The organism is Sporolactobacillus shoreae (assembly GCF_004684935.1).
Lineage (GTDB): Bacteria > Bacillota > Bacilli > Bacillales > Sporolactobacillaceae > Sporolactobacillus > Sporolactobacillus shoreae.
In genome coordinates, this window is record NZ_SRJD01000001.1 from 163121 (window position 1) to 185711 (window position 22591).

The 22591-nt window shown below is 47.8% G+C and carries 20 protein-coding genes; 19 read left to right on the forward strand and 1 reads right to left on the reverse strand.

Features of this window, described 5'->3' with window-relative positions; genetic code table 11:
* Nucleotides 1–76 precede the first annotated feature (76 nt).
* The 9 genes from coaBC to spoVM all read left to right on the forward strand — a co-directional run bounded on the left by coaBC (nt 77) and on the right by spoVM (nt 10630).
* The gene (coaBC, locus tag E4665_RS00765) at nt 77–1291 is read left to right on the forward strand and encodes a bifunctional phosphopantothenoylcysteine decarboxylase/phosphopantothenate--cysteine ligase CoaBC (RefSeq protein ID WP_135347113.1); all 1215 of its coding nucleotides are present in this window, start codon (nt 77–79) and stop codon (nt 1289–1291) included.
* The gene (gene priA / locus E4665_RS00770; RefSeq protein WP_135346883.1) at nt 1288–3708 is read left to right on the forward strand and encodes a primosomal protein N'; all 2421 of its coding nucleotides are present in this window, start codon (nt 1288–1290) and stop codon (nt 3706–3708) included. The genes coaBC and priA overlap by 4 nt, the downstream gene beginning before the upstream one ends.
* 36 nt (nt 3709–3744) lie before the next feature.
* Nucleotides 3745–4689, forward strand: coding sequence for a methionyl-tRNA formyltransferase (gene fmt / locus E4665_RS00775; protein ID WP_135346884.1), 945 nt, complete (start codon nt 3745–3747; stop codon nt 4687–4689).
* The gene (gene rsmB, locus E4665_RS00780; RefSeq protein ID WP_135346885.1) at nt 4686–6053 is read left to right on the forward strand and encodes a 16S rRNA (cytosine(967)-C(5))-methyltransferase RsmB; all 1368 of its coding nucleotides are present in this window, start codon (nt 4686–4688) and stop codon (nt 6051–6053) included. The genes fmt and rsmB overlap by 4 nt, the downstream gene beginning before the upstream one ends.
* 33 nt (nt 6054–6086) lie before the next feature.
* On the forward strand, nt 6087–6836 hold the full coding sequence (locus E4665_RS00785) for a Stp1/IreP family PP2C-type Ser/Thr phosphatase (RefSeq protein WP_135346886.1): 750 nt from the start codon (nt 6087–6089) through the stop codon (nt 6834–6836).
* Nucleotides 6833–8827, forward strand: coding sequence for a Stk1 family PASTA domain-containing Ser/Thr kinase (gene pknB, locus E4665_RS00790; RefSeq protein ID WP_135346887.1), 1995 nt, complete (start codon nt 6833–6835; stop codon nt 8825–8827). Before E4665_RS00785 ends, pknB begins: the two co-directional genes overlap by 4 nt.
* Before the next feature lie 27 nt (nt 8828–8854).
* Complete coding sequence (gene rsgA / locus E4665_RS00795; protein WP_135346888.1) at nt 8855–9739, forward strand: ribosome small subunit-dependent GTPase A; 885 nt, start codon at nt 8855–8857, stop codon at nt 9737–9739.
* Between the two features lie 69 nt (nt 9740–9808).
* The gene (locus E4665_RS00800; RefSeq protein ID WP_135346889.1) at nt 9809–10450 is read left to right on the forward strand and encodes a thiamine diphosphokinase; all 642 of its coding nucleotides are present in this window, start codon (nt 9809–9811) and stop codon (nt 10448–10450) included.
* A 99-nt stretch (nt 10451–10549) separates the two neighbouring features.
* Nucleotides 10550–10630, forward strand: a complete 81-nt coding sequence (gene spoVM, locus E4665_RS00805) for a stage V sporulation protein SpoVM (RefSeq protein WP_010630993.1) — start codon at nt 10550–10552, stop codon at nt 10628–10630.
* An 83-nt stretch (nt 10631–10713) separates the two neighbouring features.
* On the opposite strand, the gene rpmB is transcribed toward spoVM, so the two are convergent.
* Nucleotides 10714–10902, reverse strand: a complete 189-nt coding sequence (rpmB, locus tag E4665_RS00810) for a 50S ribosomal protein L28 (RefSeq protein WP_135346890.1) — start codon at nt 10900–10902, stop codon at nt 10714–10716.
* 256 nt (nt 10903–11158) lie between these two features.
* Here rpmB and E4665_RS00815 point away from each other — a divergent pair, with 256 nt between their 5' ends.
* The 10 genes from E4665_RS00815 (at nt 11159) to smc (ending at nt 22563) form a co-directional block, all read left to right on the forward strand.
* A complete protein-coding gene (locus tag E4665_RS00815; protein WP_135346891.1) occupies nt 11159–11557 on the forward strand; it encodes an Asp23/Gls24 family envelope stress response protein in 399 nt (132 codons plus the stop codon).
* An 18-nt stretch (nt 11558–11575) separates the two neighbouring features.
* The gene (gene sdaAB, locus E4665_RS00820; protein WP_135346892.1) at nt 11576–12238 is read left to right on the forward strand and encodes an L-serine ammonia-lyase, iron-sulfur-dependent subunit beta; all 663 of its coding nucleotides are present in this window, start codon (nt 11576–11578) and stop codon (nt 12236–12238) included.
* Between the two features lie 30 nt (nt 12239–12268).
* Entirely contained in the window at nt 12269–13177 is a 909-nt protein-coding gene (gene sdaAA / locus E4665_RS00825; RefSeq protein ID WP_135346893.1) for an L-serine ammonia-lyase, iron-sulfur-dependent, subunit alpha, read from the forward strand.
* Entirely contained in the window at nt 13174–15222 is a 2049-nt protein-coding gene (recG, locus tag E4665_RS00830; protein WP_135346894.1) for an ATP-dependent DNA helicase RecG, read from the forward strand. Before sdaAA ends, recG begins: the two co-directional genes overlap by 4 nt.
* A 151-nt stretch (nt 15223–15373) precedes the next feature.
* Nucleotides 15374–15949, forward strand: coding sequence for a transcription factor FapR (gene fapR / locus E4665_RS00835; RefSeq protein WP_135346895.1), 576 nt, complete (start codon nt 15374–15376; stop codon nt 15947–15949).
* 83 nt (nt 15950–16032) lie between these two features.
* Complete coding sequence (fabD, locus tag E4665_RS00840) at nt 16033–16980, forward strand: ACP S-malonyltransferase (RefSeq protein ID WP_135346896.1); 948 nt, start codon at nt 16033–16035, stop codon at nt 16978–16980.
* 1 nt (nt 16981) lies between these two features.
* The gene (gene fabG / locus E4665_RS00845; RefSeq protein WP_135346897.1) at nt 16982–17728 is read left to right on the forward strand and encodes a 3-oxoacyl-[acyl-carrier-protein] reductase; all 747 of its coding nucleotides are present in this window, start codon (nt 16982–16984) and stop codon (nt 17726–17728) included.
* A gap of 87 nt (nt 17729–17815) precedes the next feature.
* On the forward strand, nt 17816–18058 hold the full coding sequence (locus tag E4665_RS00850; protein ID WP_135346898.1) for an acyl carrier protein: 243 nt from the start codon (nt 17816–17818) through the stop codon (nt 18056–18058).
* A 117-nt stretch (nt 18059–18175) separates the two neighbouring features.
* A complete protein-coding gene (gene rnc / locus E4665_RS00855; protein ID WP_135346899.1) occupies nt 18176–18904 on the forward strand; it encodes a ribonuclease III in 729 nt (242 codons plus the stop codon).
* An 89-nt stretch (nt 18905–18993) separates the two neighbouring features.
* Nucleotides 18994–22563 (forward strand): chromosome segregation protein SMC, encoded by a 3570-nt coding sequence (gene smc / locus E4665_RS00860; RefSeq protein ID WP_135346900.1) that lies wholly within the window; start codon nt 18994–18996, stop codon nt 22561–22563.
* The last annotated feature ends 28 nt before the right edge of the window (nt 22564–22591 follow it).

Genomic DNA, 22591 nt, shown 5'->3' on the forward strand with positions numbered 1-22591 from the left:
AATAGAAGTAGCGCTGATTATGATTGGGAAACACCAGGTTTTCGGTACCATAATCGGTCTGAAAGGAGTAACAATCATGTCTCTTTCGGGAAAAAATATTTTACTCGGGGTAACCGGCGGAATTGCGGCGTATAAATCAGCCGAACTGACAAGCAAGCTGGTTAAGTCCGGTGCTGAAGTGCATGTTGTGATGACGGAATCCGCGAAGAAGTTTATTGGACCGGCAACATTTCAGGCGCTGACGCGTCATCCGGTGTATGACTCCGTATTTATTGAAGAAAAAGACGGGCAGATTGCGCATATCGATCTTGCCGACTCAGCTGATCTTTTTATTGTGGTTCCGGCGACAGCGAACACGATTGGCAAACTGGCCTCTGGTCTTGCGGACGACATGCTGACAGCAGCGGCGCTCGCATCCCGCTGCCCGGTATGGATCGCGCCGGCAATGAACGTTAATATGTACACGCATCCGGCAGTGCAGAAAAATCTCAGGACCCTCGAATCATTCGGATACCGTCTGATTGGCCCCGACGCGGGTTGGCTGGCGTGCGGCTGGACGGGCAAGGGAAGAATGACGGAACCTGATGAAATTTTTAACACGATTGACCGATATTTCTCTGCAGAAAAAAAATTCACGCTACCGCTTGCTGGGAAAAAAATACTTGTGACAGCCGGACCGACGAGGGAAGCACTGGATCCGATCCGCTTTTTCAGTAATCAGTCTAGCGGAAAGATGGGCTACGCCATCGCGGAGGCGGCAGGAGAAGCAGGCGCGGATGTGACGCTGATTTCAGGCCCTTCGGCTCTAAGTGATCCTTCCGGTATTTCAGTGATCCGCGTGACTTCCGCGGATGAGATGCGGCGTGAGGTCCTTGCCCGCTATGAGCATGCGGACGCAGTGATCAAAGCTGCCGCTGTCGCAGATTACCGCCCTGAATCAGTAAGTGGGAGCAAGATAAAAAAAGCGGACGGGCCGTTGCTGGTCAAAATGGTTCGCAATCCGGATATCCTGATGGAACTCGGAAGGATTAAAAAAAGCCAGCTTCTGGTCGGATTTGCCGCAGAAACTGAACAGCTTGAAGACAACGCCCGGGCCAAACTGGAAAAAAAGCATCTTGATTTATTGATTGCCAATCATGCGGCCGACGGATTTGCCAAAGATACGAATAAAGTCACTTTTTTCTTCGCGGACGGGCATCAGAAGGCTTATGGGGAGATGCCTAAGAAGGAGATTGCAGAAAAAATCTGCAGAACCGTGTCGGAACTGATGGAAACGAGTGGACAGCGATGATTGCTGAAGTCTTCATTGATATACCCGCAGGCCCGGTAGACAGGCCCTTCGATTATCTGATACCAGAAGCTCTGAAGAGTAGTGTCATCCCTGGCATGCGTGTCACGGTTCCGTTTGGACGGACCAAGCGGCTCGGATTTGTGACGGCTCTGAAAGAGACTTCCGAGTTGCCAAAACTAAAAAAGATTGACCAGGTCATCGATCCGATCCCCGTACTGACTGATGAATTGCTTGATCTCGGCCGCTGGCTGGCGGACGCCGCACTTTGTCTGACTGTTTCTGCATACCAGGTGATGCTGCCGGCAGTCATGAAAGCAAATTATACCAAAACCGTCGATCTCAAGAATCAGGAACAGCTGAGCGAAAAGTATCCCTCTCTGGTTCCTCTTTTTTCATCAGGAAAATCAGCGGACTGGGACGAACTTGTCGCACATCATCCTGCAGATCTCAGACAAATCAGGTTGGCGATTAACGAAGATATTCTGACAGTGAATCCGCAGGTGCACAATCAGGCAAAGGCCAAAAAAATAATGGCGGCTTCTGCCGAAGCATCGAAAGAAGAGCTCGCTGCTGCCGCCGCTTCCTGCGACGGCCGCTCCGGACGACAGAAAGAAGCACTGCAGTTTTTTATTGACAACAATGCCGGGGAACGATTCCCTGTGACCGACCTGATAAAAAATCACCACCTCACACGCCAGTCTCTCAGTACGCTTGCGCAAAAGGGATTGCTGAAAATAGAAACGGTCGAGCAGCTCAGGGATCCCTATTCAGGAAGCGTGGAACAGAAAACAAAGCCTCTTCCTCTGACCGATGAGCAGGCGAAAGCAATACGGCCGATTATCCGCTCTGTAGAGAGCAGCCAGGATCAGATCTTTTTGTGTCACGGCGTGACGGGAAGCGGGAAAACTGAGATTTACCTTCAGGCGATCGAACGGGTCATTGAACTTGGAAAACAGGCGATTGTGCTTGTCCCTGAAATTTCACTGACACCACAGATGGTTCATCGGTTCAAAGCCCGTTTCGGGGATGAGGTTGCTGTGATGCACAGCGCTTTGAGCCGGGGGGAAAAGTATGATGAGTGGCGGAAAATCAGGGAAGGTAAGGTGAACGTTGCGGTTGGCGCAAGATCAGCCGTTTTTGCCCCTTTTGAAAATCTGGGACTGATCATTATCGATGAGGAACATGAAACCAGCTATAAGCAGGAGGATAATCCGCGTTATCATGCCAGAGACGTTGCTATTCGCCGGGGTAAGATCAATGGCTGCCCTGTCGTTCTCGGCAGCGCAACGCCCTCGCTTGAATCCTATGCCCGAGCTAAGAAAAAAGTGTACACGCTGCTTACACTAAAGGAGCGCTTTAATCATCACCCGATGCCTCCGGTGAAGGTTATTGATATGCGTGAAGAAATGCGTGACGGGAATCATTCAATGTTTTCAAAGGAACTTTTTGAAAAAATTACTGATCGCCTGAACAAGCATGAACAGACGGTACTTTTTCTGAACCGCCGCGGTTATTCAACATTTGTCATGTGCCGTTCATGCGGGACAGTGATCAAATGCCCGCATTGCGATATTTCGCTAACCTATCATCGCGCGAACCATATGCTCAAATGCCATTACTGCGGTTTTGAAATGCGGTCTCCGGATACCTGCCCCGCCTGCGGGAGCGATTCAATGCGCTATTTCGGGAGCGGGACACAAAAAGTAGAGGCAGAGCTCAATCGATTGCTCCCCGAGGCGCGGGTGATCAGAATGGACGTGGATACAACGCGTCAGAAGGGGGGGCACGAGAAACTGCTGCGCCAGTTTGGCGGACATCAGGCAGATATTTTGCTAGGGACACAAATGATTGCCAAGGGACTGGATTTCCCGGAGGTGACGCTGGTCGGTGTCCTCGCGGCAGATTCGATGCTCCACCTTCCGGATTTTCGCGCTTCGGAAAAAACTTTTCAGCTCCTGACACAGGTTTCCGGACGCGCCGGCAGGCATGAACTCCCCGGTGAAGTAATTATTCAGAGCTATACTCCTGAGCATTATGCGATCATTGATGCAGCTGGACATGATTATGAACGCTTTTTCAGCCAGGAAATGCAAATCCGGCATCGTCACGGCTATCCCCCTTTTTATTATCTTGCACTCATTAACGTGACACATCCGGAGGCAGCAGTGGCAGCAGATGCGGCTGGGCGGATTGCCTCTATTCTGAAAAAAAATCTGTCTTCCGCTGCTCAAATCCTTGGTCCGGTTGTTCCGTCCATAGCCAGGATCAAAGATAGATATCGTTTCCAGTGCATGGTAAAATACAAACGGGAGCCTGAGCTCATTCCATTGCTTGGAAAAATCGAGCGGCACTTCCAGGAAACCGGGAAAGACAGTCTCCAGCTTTCTATTGACATGAACCCCGTTGCGCTTATGTAAGTGGAGAAATGCAGCAAGTAAAAAGGATGATTGACAATGAAAATCGCATTTATGGGGACTCCTGACTTTTCAGTTCCAGTCCTGCAGAATTTAATCGATGATGCAAAATATGAAGTCGTCTGCGTGGTCACGCAGCCCGACCGCCCCAAGGGCAGAAAGCATAAGCTGACTGCCCCTCCCATTAAAGTTTTAGCCGAAAAATATAATATACCCGTGCTTCAGCCGGAAAAGGTGCGCAATTCCGGAGCAGTTATTGAAATTCTTTCTTTCAAACCGGATCTATTAGTTACTGCAGCATACGGGCAGATACTCCCCCAGTCGCTGCTCGACGGACCACCGCTTGGTTGTGTTAATGTTCACGCCTCGCTTCTACCCGAATACAGGGGTGCGGCGCCAATACAGCAGGCGGTTATTGATGGACAGAAGGAATCCGGCGTGACCATTATGTATATGGTTAAAAAACTGGATGCAGGAGATATTCTCTCAACAGTGGAAGTGCCAATCCATGATGATGATACATTTGGTTCTCTCCATGATAAGCTCAGTGCTGCGGGGAGCCGTTTGCTGATGAAAACGCTGCCTGATCTTGCTGCGGGGAAGGCCAGACCGGTCCGCCAGGATGAAAACCGGGCGACATTTGCACCGAGTATCAAACATGAGGATGAGCAAATAGACTGGAGCAAGCCTGCAAGGAATGTGCGCAACCTGATTCGTGGGCTCAATCCGTTTCCGGGCGCCTTTACCTACCTGGATGGCAAAGTGTTTAAAATATTTTCTGCTGATCTGACGGACAGAAAGGGTTCCGAATTACCGGGAACCCTCATCGTTGAGTCAGACAATGTTCTCTTTGTGGCAACCGGGTTCGGTGAATGGCTTGAAATCAAAGAATGCCAGCCTGCAGGGAAAAAAAGAATGAGCGCCACCGATTTTCTTCGCGGAAGAACACTTGATTCAGGAACGGTGCTGGGGGAGAAGGCATGAGTAAAATTTCTGCGCGTGAAACTGCGCTGAATTTATTGCTTTCAATTTCAAGGGATCAGTCGTACAGCCAGCTGGCTCTGAACAGGTCTTTATCTGAAGAGATGATTCCGGAACGGGACAAGGCGCTTGTGACAACATTGGTTTATGGGGTTCTGCAGCGAAGTCTGACGCTGGATTACATTCTCTCATCGTTTGCTTCCGGAAAGCGACTCGACGATTGGGTCAGGTTGCTGCTTCAGCTCTCATTCTATCAGAAAATTTATCTCGACCGGATTCCAGATCATGCCATCGTCAACGAAGCCGTTACGATTGCCGGCAAAAGAGGACATCGCGGGATCTCAGGATTTGTCAATGCTGTGCTGAGGAGATTTCTCAGGGAGGGGCCTCCTGACTTTTCCAGCGTTAAACCGGAAAGCAGGCGCCTCTCGATTATTTACAGTCACCCGGAATGGCTATTGTCACTCTGGGAAAGCCAGTGGGACAGAGAAACGGCCATCGGGATTGCCGACAGCGATAACCGGCCGCCTTACACATTCGTACGGGTTAATCGGACCGAAATTTCGAGAGATGAGTTGATTTCCCGTCTTGAAGGTGAAGGGATTAATGCTTCTAAAGGCAATCTGTCACCTGATTGTTTAAAAATTGACAGCGGCCATGTAGCGTCTTCGCAGGCTTTTGAAAATGGCCTGATGACAGTCCAGGATGAGAGTTCGATGCTTGTGGCTGACGCACTGGACCCCCGGGAAGGAATGGCTGTTCTTGATGCCTGCGCGGGTCCGGGCGGGAAGACCACTCACATTGGTGAGAGGATGGGAAATAAGGGCAAGATTATTGCGCTGGATCTCCACGAACATAAAACGAAGCTGATTGACCGGTATGCAGAACGACTGGGGCTGTCAAACATAGAAACGCGGGCAATGGATGCCCGGAGAGTCGACGAGGTTTTTGGAACAGAAGTTTTTGACCGGGTATTGCTGGATGTCCCATGCTCGGGTCTGGGAGTTATAAGGCGCAAACCGGAAATACGGTGGGGGAAAACACCTGAAGATATACGGCAGCTGATTGAGGTTCAGGTAGAGATACTTGAAAATGCATCCCGTGTGGTGAGACCCGGAGGATGGCTGGTTTACAGCACGTGCACCATCAACCGTGATGAGAATGAACGCCAGCTGACCAGGTTCATTTCACGCCATCCCGATTTTGAATGGGAACCGGAGTTCATCACGCGATTCCCTGATGAATTGAAAGATTGCCAGATATCTCCGGACACCAGTATGATCCAGATCATGCCTTTCCAATTTGGGACCGATGGATTTTTCATCGCCTGTCTCAGAAAAAAGATGAAAACGGAACAAGTGCATTAATATTAACATTCGCCCGTTATTGGAGTGAGTAAAATGAGAGCTGTATTCGGCACAGATATAGGAAAAGTAAGAACACATAACGAAGACAGTGTGCGTGTTTTCACAGGGAAAAATCAACTGTTAGGTATTGTTGCCGATGGAATGGGCGGCCATGTGGCCGGTGAGGTAGCGAGCAGTTTGGCAGTTGAGGCGGCTGAAAAGAAGTGGAATGAAATTTCAGAAACCCTCACGATGCAAGAGGCGGTAAAATGGTTGAACCAGCTTGTGCGTTCGATGAATGTCCGAATTTATGATTATTCTGAGTCACATTTCGATTGCAGGGGAATGGGGACGACGGTTGCCGCAGCGTTCTGCGGTAATGATTTTGCGGTTGTTTCTACTGTCGGTGACAGCCGAGTGTACATATGGCATGAGGGGATCAAAGCAAGCCAGATCACAGAAGACCATACGCTGGTCAATGAGTTGGTTAAATCCGGGCAGCTTTCGAAGGAGGACGCGGAGGTACATCCGAAAAAACACGTACTGACGAGGGCTCTGGGAACTGAGCCGGCAGTCCAGCTGGATACAATGACACTGGACTGGCCTGAGGGTTCAAGACTCGTGGTCTGTTCAGACGGACTGACTAACAGGCTTTCTGACGAATGGATAAGCAGGGCTCTTGCTGAAAACAATTCACTGCAGGAAAAAGCGGATCAATTGATCAGGGATGCAAATGAAGCGGGCGGAGACGATAACATCTCCCTGATTATTATCTCTCACGACAGCGATGGTGATGAAAAATGATCGGAAGACGAATCGGCGGAAGATATGAAATCTTGTCCCGTCTCGGTGAAGGCGGGATGGCGATAGTCTATAAAGCGAAGGATCTGATCCTTGACCGGCTTGTTGCTGTCAAAGTTCTGAGAACAGAATTGGCAGGTGATGAAGAGTTTATCAAACGCTTTCACCGTGAAGCTGAATCTGTCGCCAGCCTTTCCCATCCGAACATCGTCGCGATCTATGATATCGGCGAAGAAGAAGACTGTTATTATATTGTCATGGAATACATCCATGGAATGAGCCTGAAAGAATTTATACGGGACTATTCCCCAATCTCGATCAGCGAATCCGTCCATATTATGAAACAAGTGACATTGGCCATCGCCCATGCCCACGCCCACGGAATTGTTCACCGGGATATTAAACCCCACAACATCCTAATTGACGAGTCAGAACATGTCAAAGTAACTGATTTTGGCATTGCGATGGCAGTCAGCAGCGCGACGATTACCTACACCCACTCAATCCTAGGCTCGGCTCACTATCTGTCACCAGAACAGGCGAGAGGCGGAAAAGCGACTGTAAAGTCTGATATCTATTCCCTAGGTATTGTGATGTTTGAATTGATTACCGGCAGACTCCCATTTCCGGGGACTTCACCGGTTTCGGTTGCTCTGAAACATCTCAGCGAACCTATGCCGTTTCCAAGGGATTTTCGTCCGGATATGCCCCAGAGTCTGGAAAATGTGATGATTCGTGCCCTGGCTAAGGTTCCTCTGGATCGGTACAAAAATGTTGTGGCTATGTACGATGACCTGAAAACGGCTCTAAGTCCGGAACGCGCTGATGAAAAAAGGCTTATTCTGGACTCAGGGGACGAAACTGATGATGATAGGACCATTAAAATAGCGCCGGTAAGAATTGATGAAAATAAGGATCAGGCTGTGTTGCCTGAGCAACCGGCTCCAAATAAGAATGAGAATGCTAAGGTTAAAAAGAAATCAAAGGCAAGAAAATGGCTCACACTGACCGGTCTCCTCATACTTTTGATTACCGCAGGCCTGATTATTGGTCTGATCCTTCTTCCAAAACTGTTCTATGTTAATAACGTTCAGGTACCGGATGTCGCTGGAAAAACTTTTGAACAGGCACAGCAGCTGATTGAAAACAAAAATCTCAGTGCAGTACGGAAAAATCAGTCAAGCAGCACTGTGAAAAAGGGGACTGTGATCAGCCAGAATCCGGATGCCGGGACTGAGGTAAAAGCGGGGACTTACGTCACTCTTTTTGTCAGTGCGGGGTCTCAGGAAATATCTGTAGAAAACTATGTCGGATATGACCGCAGTTCCCTGACGACGCAACTTCAGGATGCGGGTTACAAGAACATTGTCTGGCACGGACAGGAGTCATCAACTGTGCCTGAGGGAGAAGTGATGCGTCAAACTCCTGCCGCGGGTCAAAAGGTGGTTCCCGGAGATACCGTCCTGGAGCTGACATACAGTACAGGTACGCCACAGGTGATTGTTCCGGATCTGAGAGGGAAGCCAAAAGATGAGGTGAATCAGCTGCTTCAGGCACAGGGACTCTCCGCGGATTATTCTGTTGGCGATTTTTCTGACACCGTGCCTCAGGGGAATGCTCTTGATCAAGATCCTGCTCCGGGAAGCAAAGTGGCCAAGGGCTCATCAATTATCGTGTTACTCTCTAAAGGGAGCCAGGCTCAGCCCAAAGAAATTGATCAGCCGATCAAGGTTGAATATACAGGAAATGGGAACGGGAACAATAACGGTAACGGAAATGGGAATGGCCAGAACAACGGTGGGGGATCACCGGCTCATGTTCAAATTTACTATACGGACGCGAATCATAACGATGCTTTATTTGCCGATGAGGAAATTACTCAAACCAAAACTTATACAATCCCTTTCACAATTAATCCGGGTTCGCAGGGTTCTTATCGGATCGTGATTGATGGCAATCAAGTAAAAACAGGTACAGTTGATTATCCCAAGTAACGAACATTTCACGATAGGAGTCAAAGCATGCCCGAGGGAACGATTATTAAAGCACTCAGCGGTTATTATTATGTCAAGGATGGGGACGATCAGATACAATGCCGTGCGCGGGGAATTTTTCGGAAAAGGAAAGTGACTCCGCTGGTGGGCGACCGTGTTGTCTATGAGGCGGAGAATCCCAAAGACGGTTATATAATGTCGATCAGACCAAGACGAAACTTTCTGAACCGTCCTCCGGTCGCCAATGTGGATCAAGCAGTTCTTGTGTTCTCAGTCAAGGAACCTGTTTTTGACGGGCAATTGCTGGACCGCTTTCTTGTTCATGTCGAGTCACACGGCATCCGGCCGATTATCTGTCTTTCAAAATGGGATCTTCTGGATGTGCCTGAAAGAGATCAGATACGCAGAAAGATGGAACATTATACGGAAATTGGCTATTCTGTCATCTACACTTCAAGCGTCTTGCATTTTGGACTTGAAAAGGTGATGAGTAGTCTGGACGGAACGATTACTGTGATCACAGGTCAGTCAGGCGTCGGAAAATCTTCCCTTTTAAATGGATTGAATCATAACCTGAAAATTGACACGCAGGAAATATCACAGGCACTTGGAAGAGGAAAACATACGACAAGGCATGTAGAGCTTCTACCTGTTGGAATGGGGAGCTACATCGCAGATACGCCCGGTTTCAGCTCCCTTGATTTCTCAGAAATTACGTTGGTAGATTTGGAAGGCTGTTTTCCCGAGTTTGTGCGATTGCACGATTCGTGCCGCTTCAGAGGGTGCACGCATACGGCCGAACCTGGCTGTGCGGTGAAAGAGGCCGTCGCGGATGGCACCCTTGACAAGGAACGTTATGCGCATTATTGCTTTTTCTTTCAGGAAATACAAAATAGAAAAAAGCAGTACTGATAACCCGGTTATAAAAGAACGTATTCTTTGATCAGAGCCTGGCGGAGCTGTTGAAGGGGAGGTTTTATGATGAAAATGGCTATTGTGGCTGGTGGCCCGGAAGAATTGATACCTGACCTCCGCACATCTGCCTATTATGATTTCAGTTGGATCGGAGCAGACCGGGGAACTTTTGTACTCTTAAAAGCCGGCATCACTCCGGTTCGGGCGTTTGGAGACTTTGACTCTCTCAATGAGAATGAAAAATCCGTCGTTTTTGACAGTGGTGTGGATCTCAAAGTTTTTCCCCCTGAAAAAGATAAAACAGATCTGGAACTCGCGCTTGACTGGGCGCTCGGCCATGCCCCGGAAGAACTCCTTATTTTTGGTGCGACAGGTGGAAGACTTGATCACGGCCTCGCTGCTGTTCAACTGCTGTTAAAAGCCGAGCGCAGCCGTGTCAAATGCTCGATTATTGACCGCAAGAATCGGGTCACCCTGCTTTCGCCCGGAACATATTATGTAAAGAGGAATCCTGATTACCCCTACCTTTCTTTTCTGGCCATGTCTGAAAGAGTAGAAGGATTAACGCTGCGGGGGGTTAAGTATCCGCTGGATAACGCTGACCTGCCGGTTGGCTCAAGTTTATGTATCAGCAATGAGGCAGCAAGTGAAGATATGGTTGTTTCTTTGTCAACAGGATTTCTGCTGATGATGCGCTGCAGCGATTGAGCTCAGGATTCCTCAGGTCATAGTTTCAATGCACGTCACATATAATCTAGAAGCATTCGATTAAAGCTGACGGTACATGAAACAAGGAGGAGCATGGCAATGAAATTCTATACGATTAAGCTGCCAAGATTTTTGGGCAGTATTGTGAGAGCCCTCCTCGGTTCTTTTCGGAAGGGATAAGAGGTTCTCAGAATCAAAAAAAGCACCCTGTCCGCCAGGATGCTTTTTTTGCTACAGTCATAAAATGAATGTTTGGAAAAAATTCAGACGCGTTCAACTTTTCCGGCCTTCAGAGCTTTTGTTGAAACATAGACTCTTTTCGGCTTACCATCAACTAGAATGCGTACCTTCTGAAGATTTGCTTTGAAAGTTCGTTTCGATTTATTTTCAGCAAAAGAACGATTCTGGCCGAACTTTGTTGTTTTGCCTGTCACGAAGCAGTGACGTCCCATTTTTAATTACCCCCTGCCCTGTACATTAATAAAGCAATATTTTTATATTAACATGTCGGAAGCTAGCATGCAACAGCAGATGATGCGGATCCAACTGAAGTATGGCTGGTCTGCTTTCAAAATAGTGTACGCTAGTGTAAAATAACGTTAACAGATACACATAAAAAACGTGAACGGGAACGCTTTTTGTCTATTGCCAATTTCAGTGTGCCGTGTTCAAATGGAAAATGATGTTCTTTCAAGGAGGAAAAATGATATGTCAATCTCCATCACTAATACTTACGGACAAGTGGACATTTCCACAGATGTCATTGCCAAAATCGTAGGCGGTGCGGCACTTGACTGCTACGGCATCGTCGGAATGGCTTCGAAGAATCAGCTTAAGGACGGATTTACCGAATTACTGAAAAAAGAAAACTTCAGCCGGGGTATCATTGTTTCTTTTGATGATGATCAGGATCTGTTGATTGATATGTATATTATTGTCAGTTACGGAACCCGTATTTCTGAAGTGGCGATCAATGTGCAGAATAAGGTCAAAGAGACACTGAATAATACGCTTGGAATCGAAGCAGCTGCAATTAATATATTTGTTCAGGGAGTCCGGCTGACTTCAGAAGAAGAGTTATCTGACGATGAAGAGATAAGTGATTGATCAGGAGATGAATCCTTCATGAGATACCGCAGTGTTTTTGATATAATCGGACCTGTAATGATCGGACCTTCAAGTTCCCATACGGCGGGGGCCGCCCGGATCGGACGCATGGCACGGAAACTCTTTGGTTCAACACCTGAGCGTGCTGATATTACTCTTTACGGATCCTTCGCGGAAACTTACAGGGGGCATGGCACGGATGTCGCTCTTGTAGCCGGCCTGCTGGACTTTGAGACGGACGATTCAAGACTTTCCGAAGCTCTTTCGATAGCTGCAAAAAAGGGGATAAAGGTTACTTTTACAACAGACAAAGAGACACAGACGGAGCATCCGAATACTGCGCGTCTGCGTCTCGCGGGCAGAGGGAACGCCCTTGAATTGGTGGGAGTCTCTATTGGTGGAGGAAAAATCGAGATCACGGAAGTCGACGGCTTTTCAATATCTCTAACCGGGAGCAATCCTGCGCTTCTTGTGCTTCATCGCGATAAATATGGGGCGGTTGCAGAGGTTGCCGGTTTGATTGCAAAATATGAAATGAACATTTCTCATATGGAGGTCTCCCGGCATGAGAGGGGGCATCTGGCCATGATGGTCATTCAGACTGACGAGGAGATCAATGATGGTCTTGCCGCAGAGATTTCAGGTTTGACGAATATGCTGAATGTGGCTGTCTTATCCTGAATCCAGTGGAAACGAAAGGATCGTGCATTCATGTTCAGAACAATAAAAGAGCTGGTGGATCAGGCGCAGTCATCCTGTTTATCCATTTCAGAGATTATGATTTTGTCAGAAATGGAGACCACTCAAAAAAGCAGGGCTGATATTTTTTCAAAAATGGAAAAAAATCTTGAAGTGATGGAGAAGGCTGTTGAGAGGGGCATTCATGAAGAGGTTCGCTCTCATTCAGGCCTGACGGGCGGAGATGCCCGGCTTCTTCAAAATTATCTTGAGACCGGAAACTCATTGTCGGGGAATGTTCTGCTGGATGCAGTAAGCAAGGCTATGGCAACTAACGAGGTAAACGCGGCAATGGGGACGATCTGCGCCACACCTACGGCGGGTTCCGCCGGAGTGGTTCCTGGTACACTTTTTGGGCTCCGTGGACGGCTGAATCCAACCCGTGATGAGATGGTACGATTCTTATTTACTGCGGGGGCTTTCGGATTTGTTGTTGCGAATAATGCGTCGATCGCAGGAGCCGCCGGCGGCTGTCAGGCGGAGGTGGGTTCTGCCACTGGCATGGCCGCTGCAGCCGCTGTTGAGTTGGCGGGCGGTTCACCTGAACAATCCGCCGATGCGATGGCTATCGCACTGGGTAATATGCTTGGGTTGATTTGCGACCCTGTTGCAGGTCTGGTTGAAGTTCCCTGTGTCAAGAGGAACGCGATCGGTGCTTCAACCGCAGTAGTCGCAGCAGATATGGCATTGGCGGGCATAAAAAGTAAGATCCCGTGTGACGAGGTCATCGACGCAATGTATAAAGTTGGGAGAATGATGCCCGCGGCGTTCAGGGAAACAGCACTTGGAGGGCTGGCAGACACAAAAACAGGAAGAGCGCTTAAACAGCGTATTTTTGGTCAAAGCAAAAATACGGACGGATCGGCGCTGACAGAAAAATGAATGCTTCGAACAGGATTCCGCAAATCAGTGAATTAAAAGGGGTTGGCCCTTCAGCTGTTGACGTGCTGAAGCAGCTTGGCGTTGAATCCATCGAGGATCTTTTTAGCTATTTTCCATATCGATATGACAATTATGAGATTCAGGACCTCGAAAACGCCGGAGACAGCGATCATTTGACTGTGCGAGGCAAGATTCAGAGTGAGCCAGTGCTATCTTTCTATGCTAAAAGAAGGTCCAGACTTTCTGTCAGAGTTCTTTCTGGACGCAACCTGGTCACAGTCATTGCTTTTAACAGACCCTATCTGAAGAAGAAGCTGAACCTTGGCGACGAGGTGACAGTTACCGGAAAATGGGAAAGGGCCCGTGCCGAAATCACCGCAACTGAATTTCACATTGGAGCCCCGGACTTTTCCGAACAGATTGCCCCGGTTTATCCTGTTAAAGACGGCATGACGGTCAGGCGAATGCGATCTATCGTCAGGCAGGTTTTTAATCAGTTTCAAGACTCTATTGTGGAAACACTTCCCCCGACGCTTATAGAAGAATATCGCCTTATGGGCCGAAAGGAAGCAATTCGTGAAATACACTTTCCTACCGGAAGAGATGCCCTGAAACAAGCGAGAAGGCGTCTTGTCTATGAAGAATTCCTGATTTATGAACTTAAGATGCAATGCTACAAACAGGTAAAACGAAAATCAGGCGGGGGTACCCGGATCAATATCCAGACGGACTCTATTCGGTCATTTATTCGTACGCTCCCGTTTCCCTTAACGCGGGCTCAAGAGCGAGTTGTCAAAGAAATACTTGCCGATCTGGGATCGCCTTTTGCAATGAATCGTCTGCTCCAGGGGGATGTGGGTTCCGGGAAAACGATTGTTGCCGCCATTGCGCTTTATGCGGCTGTTACGGCAGGTTTCCAGGGAGCACTAATGGCACCGACTGAAATTCTTGCCGAGCAACACGCGGATAGTCTGCAGAAACTTTTCGAACCGTTTTCTGTTTCTGTTGCTCTTCTTACCGGAAATGTACGGGGCAAAGAAAGGCGTCCGCTGCTTGAAGAGTTAAAGAAGGGCCATATAGACATCCTTGTTGGGACACATGCATTGATTCAGGACGACGTCCTTTTCAAACAGCTTGGACTTGTTGTCACTGATGAACAGCACCGTTTCGGAGTCGGACAGAGACGGCTTCTTCGCGTGAAAGGAAAGGATCCTGATGTTCTTTATATGACAGCTACCCCCATTCCCCGGACTCTGGCAATCACCGTGTTTGGTGATATGGATGTATCGACGATCGACGAATTGCCGGGAGGACGAAAAACGATCAGGACTTATTGGGTTCGCCATGAGATGATGGGACGGGTCATCCGTTTCATGGAGAAGGAACTCCGGCAAGGCAGACAAGCCTATGTGGTCTGCCCCTTGATTGAAGAGTCGGAGCAGCTGGATGTCCAAAATGCGCTCGACATGCATGCAGAACTCACACGCTCGCTCCCGGATTACAGGATCGGACTGATGCACGGAAAGCTGACCAATGATGAAAAAAGCGAGGTTATGAACGGATTTAAAGAACAAAAGATTCATGTCCTTGTGTCAACGACAGTCGTCGAGGTAGGTGTGAATGTTCCTAATGCGACACTGATGATTATCAATGATGCCGACCGCTTCGGCCTCTCCCAGCTTCACCAGTTGCGCGGGCGTGTCGGACGGGGCAACGATCAGTCCTACTGTATTTTGGTAGCCGACGCAAGATCGGAAACGAGCAGAGAAAGGATGAAGCTGATGACAGAAACGACGGACGGATTCAGACTCTCTTCCTTTGACTTGCAACTTCGTGGCCCCGGAGACTTTTTCGGAAAAAAGCAGAGCGGAGTTCCTGCCTTTAAGCTTGCGGATATGATTCATGACTACAGGACTCTGGCTGCGGCGAGAGATGATGCCTCAAGGCTCGTGCTGAATCCACATTTCTGGAAGGATGAGTCTTTTGCCCAGCTTCGCCGTCCGTTAATTGATTCGGGTATACTTGAGCATACATTTCTTGACTAAATGAAACCACCAATTGATGAAATTCGTATTTCATATGGCGTGGTGTTTTGAAATCGCCTCGGTACGACGCTTCTGAAAGGCTACACTCGATAATAGGGTTATGGTATACTTACTATTATTACCTAGTCTTAAAGATGGCGGTGTCCGTGCGATGAGAAAAAGTAAGCAGGAACGGCAGGAAACGCTGAAACAGACGATATCGGAAAATCCTTTTATTACTGATGATGAATTGGCGGGCCAATTTTCGGTCAGTGTACAGACAATCAGGCTGGACAGGCTTGAACTGTCGATTCCTGAATTAAGGGAAAGAATCAAATACGTGGCAAAAAGGCAGTTTGATGACGTCAAAGCGCTCCATGAAGATGAAGTTATTGGCGATATAGTGGATCTTCAGCTTGACTCATCGGCCATATCCATTCTTGAGATCGATCAGAATCATGTGTTTTCAAGAACGGGAATTGCGCGCGGCCATCATCTTTTTGCGCAGGCCAATTCGCTTGCGGTCGCCGTGATTAATGATGATTTGGCGCTGACATCCAAGGCTTCCATTCATTTTATACGTCCCGTAAAAGCGGGGGAACGGGTGGTAGCCAAGGCAAAAGTTGTTCAGAAGGAAAGAGTGCGAACAATCGTTGAAGTCAACAGTTACGCCGGACAAGATCATGTATTTAAAGGAACTTTCACTATGTTCCGGTCCCATAACGGGAAAGAAGGACAGCAGTATTGAACAATGCAGCGTGTCCAAAATCATAGTATATTGAATTTTAATCATTTCAACAAAGCCGGTTTATTCATTGAGGAGGTTTTTTGATGGGCAAGACAGCATTTGTTTTTCCGGGACAGGGGTCTCAGAGCGTCGGAATGGGCGGCGATATAATTAAAGCCTATCCTGAAGCGCGTGAAATGGTGGAAAAGGCAGATCAACGTCTTGGTTTCTCACTGAGTGATTTGATTCTGAACGGCCCCGAGGAAAAACTCCAATTGACAGAAAACACTCAACCTGCCCTTTTGGCTATCAGCGCCGTTTTTTTCAGACTGCTGTCGAAAAAAGGGATCAAAGCAGATTTTTTTGCGGGCCACAGCCTTGGGGAATACAGTGCGCTTTACGCGGCGGGCGTCCTCAAATTTGAAGATGCTGTGTTCGCTGTTCGCAAAAGAGGACTGCTGATGGAAGCGGCAGTTCCTGCAGGTCAGGGAACGATGGCTGCGGTACTTGGTGTTGATCCGAACCCGCTGAAGGATATCTGTGAAAAAGTAACGGCAACGGGAGCTTCCGTTCAACTGGCAAATCTGAACTGCCCTGGACAAATTGTTATCTCCGGTACAGTGAAGGGTGTCGCCGATGCTTCAAAACTGGCCGAAGAAGCCGGAGCCAGACGGGTAGTTCCTCTCGCCGTAAGCGGCCCGTTCCATTCTTCATTAATGAAACCTGCTGCCGAACAATTGAAAAATGTTCTGGACAATCTGCCGGTGCAAAATGCCGAGGTTCCTGTTATAGCGAACAGCACAGCTGAGGTGGAAGAGACTGCTGGTGAAATACGTAGTCATTTGATTGAACAGCTCTATTCGCCGGTACGATGGGTTGAATCAATTGAAACACTGGGCCAACTGGGCGTGGATACGTACGTTGAAGTGGGGCCAGGCAGAGTATTATCGGGCCTGATTAAAAAAATTCAGCGCGGAGCAACGATAGTGCAGGTCAATAATCTTGAGACACTGAACACTGTGGCTGAAAAGCTTAAGGAGCGTGCTGTTTAACATGTTGCTTAAAGACAAGGTGGCGTTGGTAACAGGAGCGTCCAGAGGGATAGGCAGAGCGATTGCTCTGGAACTTGCACGGGAGGGTGCCTCCGTTGTTGTCAATTTTGCAGGCAGCAAAGATAAAGCGGAGGAGACTGCTTCAGAAATCAGAGAAATGGGTACAGAGGCATTTGTTTTTCAATGTGATGTTTCAAACGAAGAAGATGTTCAATCCATGATTAAAGCATCTATAGAGAAATTTGGGCATCTTGATATTGTAGTTAATAATGCAGGCATTACTAGGGACGGCCTGCTGATGAGGCTTAAGGAGGAAGACTGGGACGCCGTCCTAAATACTAATTTGAAAGGCGTCTTTCTCGTAACGAAGACAGTACTCCGTCCAATGATGAGGCAGAAACACGGAAAGATTGTCAATGTTGCTTCAGTGGTTGGCATTCTTGGAAATCCCGGACAGGCCAATTATGTCGCTGCCAAAGCGGGTGTCATTGGGCTGACGAAGACAACTGCCAGAGAAGTCGCGTCCAGAGGTATCACAGTTAATGCTGTGGCGCCAGGATTTATTACAACTGAGATGACGGATAAGCTTTCGGAACAGGTTAAGGAACAGATGAAATCGGAAATTCCGCTTCAGCGATTGGGATCTCCTGAAGATGTGGCTAAGGTCGTCAGGTTCCTTGCATCGGACGACAGCAATTATATGACGGGTCAGACATTAAGTATTGACGGCGGTATGGCGATGCAATAAAATAGTTGAGGTATGTTCGAAATTTTTTTGACTCAGGTCGTTTTTCCTGTTATTTTATTGTATGTGCCCTTGAGGGGAGGTGAAGACATGGCGGAATCAGATGTACTTGAACGTGTGAAAAAGATTGTTGTCGACAGACTGGGTGTTGATGAGGCGGATGTAAAACCTGAAGCTTCTTTCAAAGATGACCTGGATGCCGATTCTCTAGATATTGTCGAGCTTGTCATGGAACTTGAAGATGAATTTAATCTGGAAATTTCAGATGAAGATGCTGAAAAAATTCAGACCGTTGGCGATGTCATTACTTACATAGAGAACCATAAATCGTGACATGCTAACTATTAAACCCCGTTTTTGTAAAATAATTTTATAATGACGGGCTTTTTTTTTATCAGATCATGAGAATGACCGAATGGTCGGTTTTGGCGCATGTGGAGGTGACAGGTCATGCCGGATTTAAAAAAACCGGAAGATCGCGATAAAGAAACGGCTGACAAGATTCATCGGTTTCTGAAAGATTTTTCGTTTGAATTTAACAATGAATCCCTGTTATATCAGGCTTTTACACATTCATCCTATGTGAATGAGCATCGACGCGGGTCACAGGAAGATTATGAACGCTTGGAATTTCTCGGCGACGCCGTTCTGGAACTGATGGTCTCACAGTTTTTGTTCAAGAATTTTTCGAATCTGTCTGAAGGGGACATGACAAAGCTGCGTGCGGCTATTGTTTGCGAAACTGGACTGGTCATGTTTGCAACATCCCTTTCTTTCGATGAAAAGATTTTTCTGGGACGCGGCGAAGAGGCTACGGGCGGCCGAAAAAGGCCGGGACTCCTGTGCGATGTGTTTGAAGCGTTTATCGGTGCACTCTACTTAGATCAAGGACTTGGGGATGTCAGCCGTTTCCTGGAACGGGTCGTCTATCCGAAAATTAAAGACGGTACTTTTTCCCATGTGATGGATTTTAAAAGCCAATTGCAGGAAACGGTTCAAAGGAAAAATCTGGGTGAGATTGATTACAGTGTGGTCATGGAAAAAGGACCGGCGCATCAGCGGGAGTTTTTATCCAAAGTTCTTCTGAATGGTCAGGTGATCGGCACTGGAAGGGGCACATCGAAAAAAGACTCTGAACAAAGCGCTGCGCGCGAGGCGCTGAAGTCAATCGCCGGGTAACAAAAACAGCCGAGAGTTCACGGCTGTTTTTGTTACTTGAAAAGAAACGACAGCGAAGAAATGGCAAGAAAAGAAACGGGGGGATCGGGATGTTTCTCAAACGGCTGGATGTTTCAGGATTCAAATCCTTTGCCAATAAAACATCTGTAGAGTTTGTTCCCGGTGTGACCGCAGTGGTAGGACCTAATGGGAGCGGGAAGAGCAACATTACTGAGGCGATTCGCTGGGTTCTCGGTGAACAGTCCGCCAAGTCGCTGCGGGGAACAAAAATGGAGGATATTATTTTTTCCGGCAGCGACGCACGAAGAGCAGTAAACATGGCTGAAGTCACGCTGACCTTGGATAACAAAGATCATTACCTTCCATTTGATTATACTGAAATCAGCGTAACACGGCGTGTTTTCCGTTCAGGTGAAAGCGAATTTCTGCTGAACCGCCAAAATTGCCGGCTGAAGGATATTGTCGATTTATTTATGGATTCCGGCCTGGGGCGGGAAGCGTATTCCGTAATTGGCCAGGGCAAAATTGATGAAATATTGAACAGCAAAGCTGAGGATAAGCGAAGAATTTTCGAGGAAGCGTCTGGTGTCCTGAAATATAAATTACGGAAACAGCTAGCGGAAAAGAAACTGGGAGATTCAGAAGATGACCTGAACCGTGTTGAAGATATTCTGCATGAACTTGAAAGCCGTATTGAGCCCCTAGAAAAACAGGCATCGATTGCAAAGGATTATCTGGCAAAAAAAGATGAGCTGGAGGAAGTGGATATTGCACTTCTGGCTCACGATATCGGAGAAGTTCATGCGCGCTGGTCGGAGTCAAAGAAACGATCGGCAGAACTGGCAGCCGAGAAGGAAGAACGTGGCAGCCGGCTTACGGAAAGGGAAAGAGAGTACCAGGAAAACAGGCGGAAGGCAAGCCAGCTGGATCAGCTTATAGAAACAAACCAGGCTAAAATGGCTGAATTAGGTGAAAATCTGGAGAAAATACTCGGCCAGAAGGAAGTTATGGCCGAGCGCCGCAAGAATGCTCAGAGTACGTCAGATGAACTGAAGGAGCGCCTCTCAGCACTTGAGACGCAACTTGATGAGGAACGTCAGGCGCAGAACCAGGTGATTGATTCCTGTCGTGTGGAAAACACGAGGCTGGAAGAGCTGCGCCGGTTATTAAATCAAAAACAGCTTGATGCCGCCGGCCTGGACGAAAACTTGGATGAACGGATCGAAAAGTTAAAGAGCGAATATATTGAAGTGCTGAATGAGCAGGCATCCATGCGCAATGAGCAGCGTTATCTGACAGACCAGAAAAAGGTTCTGGAGCAGAAGCAGAGTCGTGTGGGGACAAGCACTGAAACCGCAAAAAGCCTGGCTGAAGCTGCGAGAAGCAGAAAACAGAAAATTGATCATGAGATCAGGCAGCAAGCGGATGCAGGACAGCAGCTTCAGAGAAAGCTTTCGGAGGGTGAATCCGTTCTTCAGCAGAACCACAAACGCTATTCTGTGCAAAAAGAAAGTATCGACAAGATCAATCGTTTCATTGAACAAGCTGTCTCTAAAAAGGAAATGCTTGAAGCTTTGAAAGAAGATTATGCCGGTTTTTATCAGGGCGTGAGAACGGTCCTGAAAAATAGAAAGAATTTGACTGGCATTATCGGTGCCGTGGCAGAATTAATCCGCGTGGATGAAAAATATGAAACGGCTATTGAAATTGCTTTAGGAGCATCGTCACAAAGTATCATCGTTTCTGATGAAAAATGCGGAAGACAGGCTATTCAGTTCCTCAGGACACACCAGGCAGGCCGGGCAACCTTTTTACCCGTTTCCGTCATGAAATCGCGTGCTATACAATACAGTGACAGACAGAGATTGGAGAAAAACGGGGCGTTTACTGGCATGGCGGATAAGCTTGTGAACTGCGATTCTGCAATCCGTCCTGTAATTGAACATTTGCTTGGCACAGTGATTGTTGCGGAGAATCTTGAAGGTGCCAACACTCTTGCAAAGGAAATGAGTTATAAATATCGAATCGTTACGCTCTCCGGTGATGTTGTTGCTCCGGGCGGCGCCATGACCGGCGGCAGTCTGAAAAAAAATCATGCGGGTCTGATCAGCCGCACAACCGAGATTGAACAAATTACAAATCAGATTAAAGAAATGCGGACGAAACTTGCCGAACTCCGCCACGATTTTATCGAACTGAAAAACCGGATTGCTGAAGAAGAACTGAGCACGGCAAAGCTTCGCAAAGAAGTCCAGATCGCTGCGGAATCATACCGCAATCTGGAGAATTCGCTGCATGAAGCTGAAGCCGAAGAGAAAAACAGTATGGACAAGTATCAGCTGCTTTCAAGAGAAAACGGTGATTTTGTCTCGGAACAGGAGAAAATTTCAACCCGTCTTGAAGAAATCAATGACTCTCTGTCCAGAAACCATGAAAAGGGCAGTGAACTGACAGCGACGATCAGCCAGCTGACGGAAAGCAGGAAAGACAGGGATTCTGTCAGGGCATCCCTGCAGTCAGAAATTACGTCTTTAAGGGTTCAGACAGCCGAGCAAAGCCAGAAGACGTTACATTTGAAAGAAAAGCGTGACACCATAAAAGCGCGCGTTGATGACTTAACCGCTGGTGCCGAAGCGCTCAGATCATCGATCCGGAATGTTCACTCCGATATGGATCAGCAGTCCTTCTCAACCGAGGAGCTGGCTGCTAAGATTCAGCAGGGGCAAATTGACAAACAGAACCTGACCCAGCTTTTGGAAGAGAAGAAAAAGGAGCGCCTGTCAGAACAGGAGAAGTTGTCCGTTCAGGAGCATGAAATCAGGGATGAACGTGACCGAATGACTGGGCTGAGCGCGGCACTGCAGGAGGAAGACGTTAAACTGGGACGCCTCGATGTTCAGCTGGATCATCTGATTGATACGCTGAGGGAAGACTATGAGTTGACTTTTGAAGCGGCTAAAGAAAATTATCAACTGAATTCAGATCCTGAAGAGGCCAGAAAAAAAGTAAAATTAATTAAAAAAGCAATTGAAGAATTAGGTACCGTTAATATCGGAGCCATTGAAGAATATGAAAATGTCATGGAGCGTGAACAATTTCTCTCAGCTCAGAAAGAGGATCTGCTGAAAGCCCGCAACACGCTGGAAGATGTAATGACTGAAATGGATCACGAAGTGGAGCAGCGCTTTTCCGTCACGTTCGAAAAAATCCGCGGACATTTTCAGGTCGTTTTCCGTGAACTTTTTGGTGGTGGTAAGGCTGATTTAAAATTAATCGACCCCGACGATTTGCTGAACAGCGGCATTGAAATTCTTGCCGAACCACCAGGAAAAAAACTGCAGCGGCTTTCCCTCTTGTCAGGCGGCGAACGGGCGCTGACTGCCATCGCCCTACTGTTTGCGATCCTGAAAGTACGGCCTGTTCCATTCTGCGTTCTGGATGAAGTAGAAGCAGCCCTTGATGACGCAAACGTTGACCGCTACGCCGAGTTTTTGAAAAAATTCAGTTCGGAAACTCAGTTTATTGTTGTCACTCACCGGCATGGCACAATGGAGCATGCCGATGTGCTTTACGGTGTTACGATGCAGGAATCAGGAATCAGCAGACTGGTCTCCGTTCGGCTTGAAGAAACGGATGATCTTCTGTCCGCAGGCGGTTGATCCGTTTCCCTTTTGCTTGTGATCATTA

Bases quoted from the DNA above. Each gene is read 5' to 3' on its own strand.
- coaBC (WP_135347113.1), top strand. From the start codon at position 77: ATGTCTCTTTCGGGAAAAAATATTTTACTCGGGGTAACCGGCGGAATT.
- priA (WP_135346883.1), top strand. From the start codon at position 1,288: ATGATTGCTGAAGTCTTCATTGATATACCCGCAGGCCCGGTAGACAGG.
- fmt (WP_135346884.1), top strand. From the start codon at position 3,745: ATGAAAATCGCATTTATGGGGACTCCTGACTTTTCAGTTCCAGTCCTG.
- rsmB (WP_135346885.1), top strand. From the start codon at position 4,686: ATGAGTAAAATTTCTGCGCGTGAAACTGCGCTGAATTTATTGCTTTCA.
- E4665_RS00785 (WP_135346886.1), top strand. From the start codon at position 6,087: ATGAGAGCTGTATTCGGCACAGATATAGGAAAAGTAAGAACACATAAC.
- pknB (WP_135346887.1), top strand. From the start codon at position 6,833: ATGATCGGAAGACGAATCGGCGGAAGATATGAAATCTTGTCCCGTCTC.
- rsgA (WP_135346888.1), top strand. From the start codon at position 8,855: ATGCCCGAGGGAACGATTATTAAAGCACTCAGCGGTTATTATTATGTC.
- E4665_RS00800 (WP_135346889.1), top strand. From the start codon at position 9,809: ATGAAAATGGCTATTGTGGCTGGTGGCCCGGAAGAATTGATACCTGAC.
- spoVM (WP_010630993.1), top strand. From the start codon at position 10,550: ATGAAATTCTATACGATTAAGCTGCCAAGATTTTTGGGCAGTATTGTG.
- rpmB (WP_135346890.1), bottom strand. From the start codon at position 10,902: ATGGGACGTCACTGCTTCGTGACAGGCAAAACAACAAAGTTCGGCCAG.
- E4665_RS00815 (WP_135346891.1), top strand. From the start codon at position 11,159: ATGTCAATCTCCATCACTAATACTTACGGACAAGTGGACATTTCCACA.
- sdaAB (WP_135346892.1), top strand. From the start codon at position 11,576: ATGAGATACCGCAGTGTTTTTGATATAATCGGACCTGTAATGATCGGA.
- sdaAA (WP_135346893.1), top strand. From the start codon at position 12,269: ATGTTCAGAACAATAAAAGAGCTGGTGGATCAGGCGCAGTCATCCTGT.
- recG (WP_135346894.1), top strand. From the start codon at position 13,174: ATGAATGCTTCGAACAGGATTCCGCAAATCAGTGAATTAAAAGGGGTT.
- fapR (WP_135346895.1), top strand. From the start codon at position 15,374: ATGAGAAAAAGTAAGCAGGAACGGCAGGAAACGCTGAAACAGACGATA.
- fabD (WP_135346896.1), top strand. From the start codon at position 16,033: ATGGGCAAGACAGCATTTGTTTTTCCGGGACAGGGGTCTCAGAGCGTC.
- fabG (WP_135346897.1), top strand. From the start codon at position 16,982: ATGTTGCTTAAAGACAAGGTGGCGTTGGTAACAGGAGCGTCCAGAGGG.
- E4665_RS00850 (WP_135346898.1), top strand. From the start codon at position 17,816: ATGGCGGAATCAGATGTACTTGAACGTGTGAAAAAGATTGTTGTCGAC.
- rnc (WP_135346899.1), top strand. From the start codon at position 18,176: ATGCCGGATTTAAAAAAACCGGAAGATCGCGATAAAGAAACGGCTGAC.
- smc (WP_135346900.1), top strand. From the start codon at position 18,994: ATGTTTCTCAAACGGCTGGATGTTTCAGGATTCAAATCCTTTGCCAAT.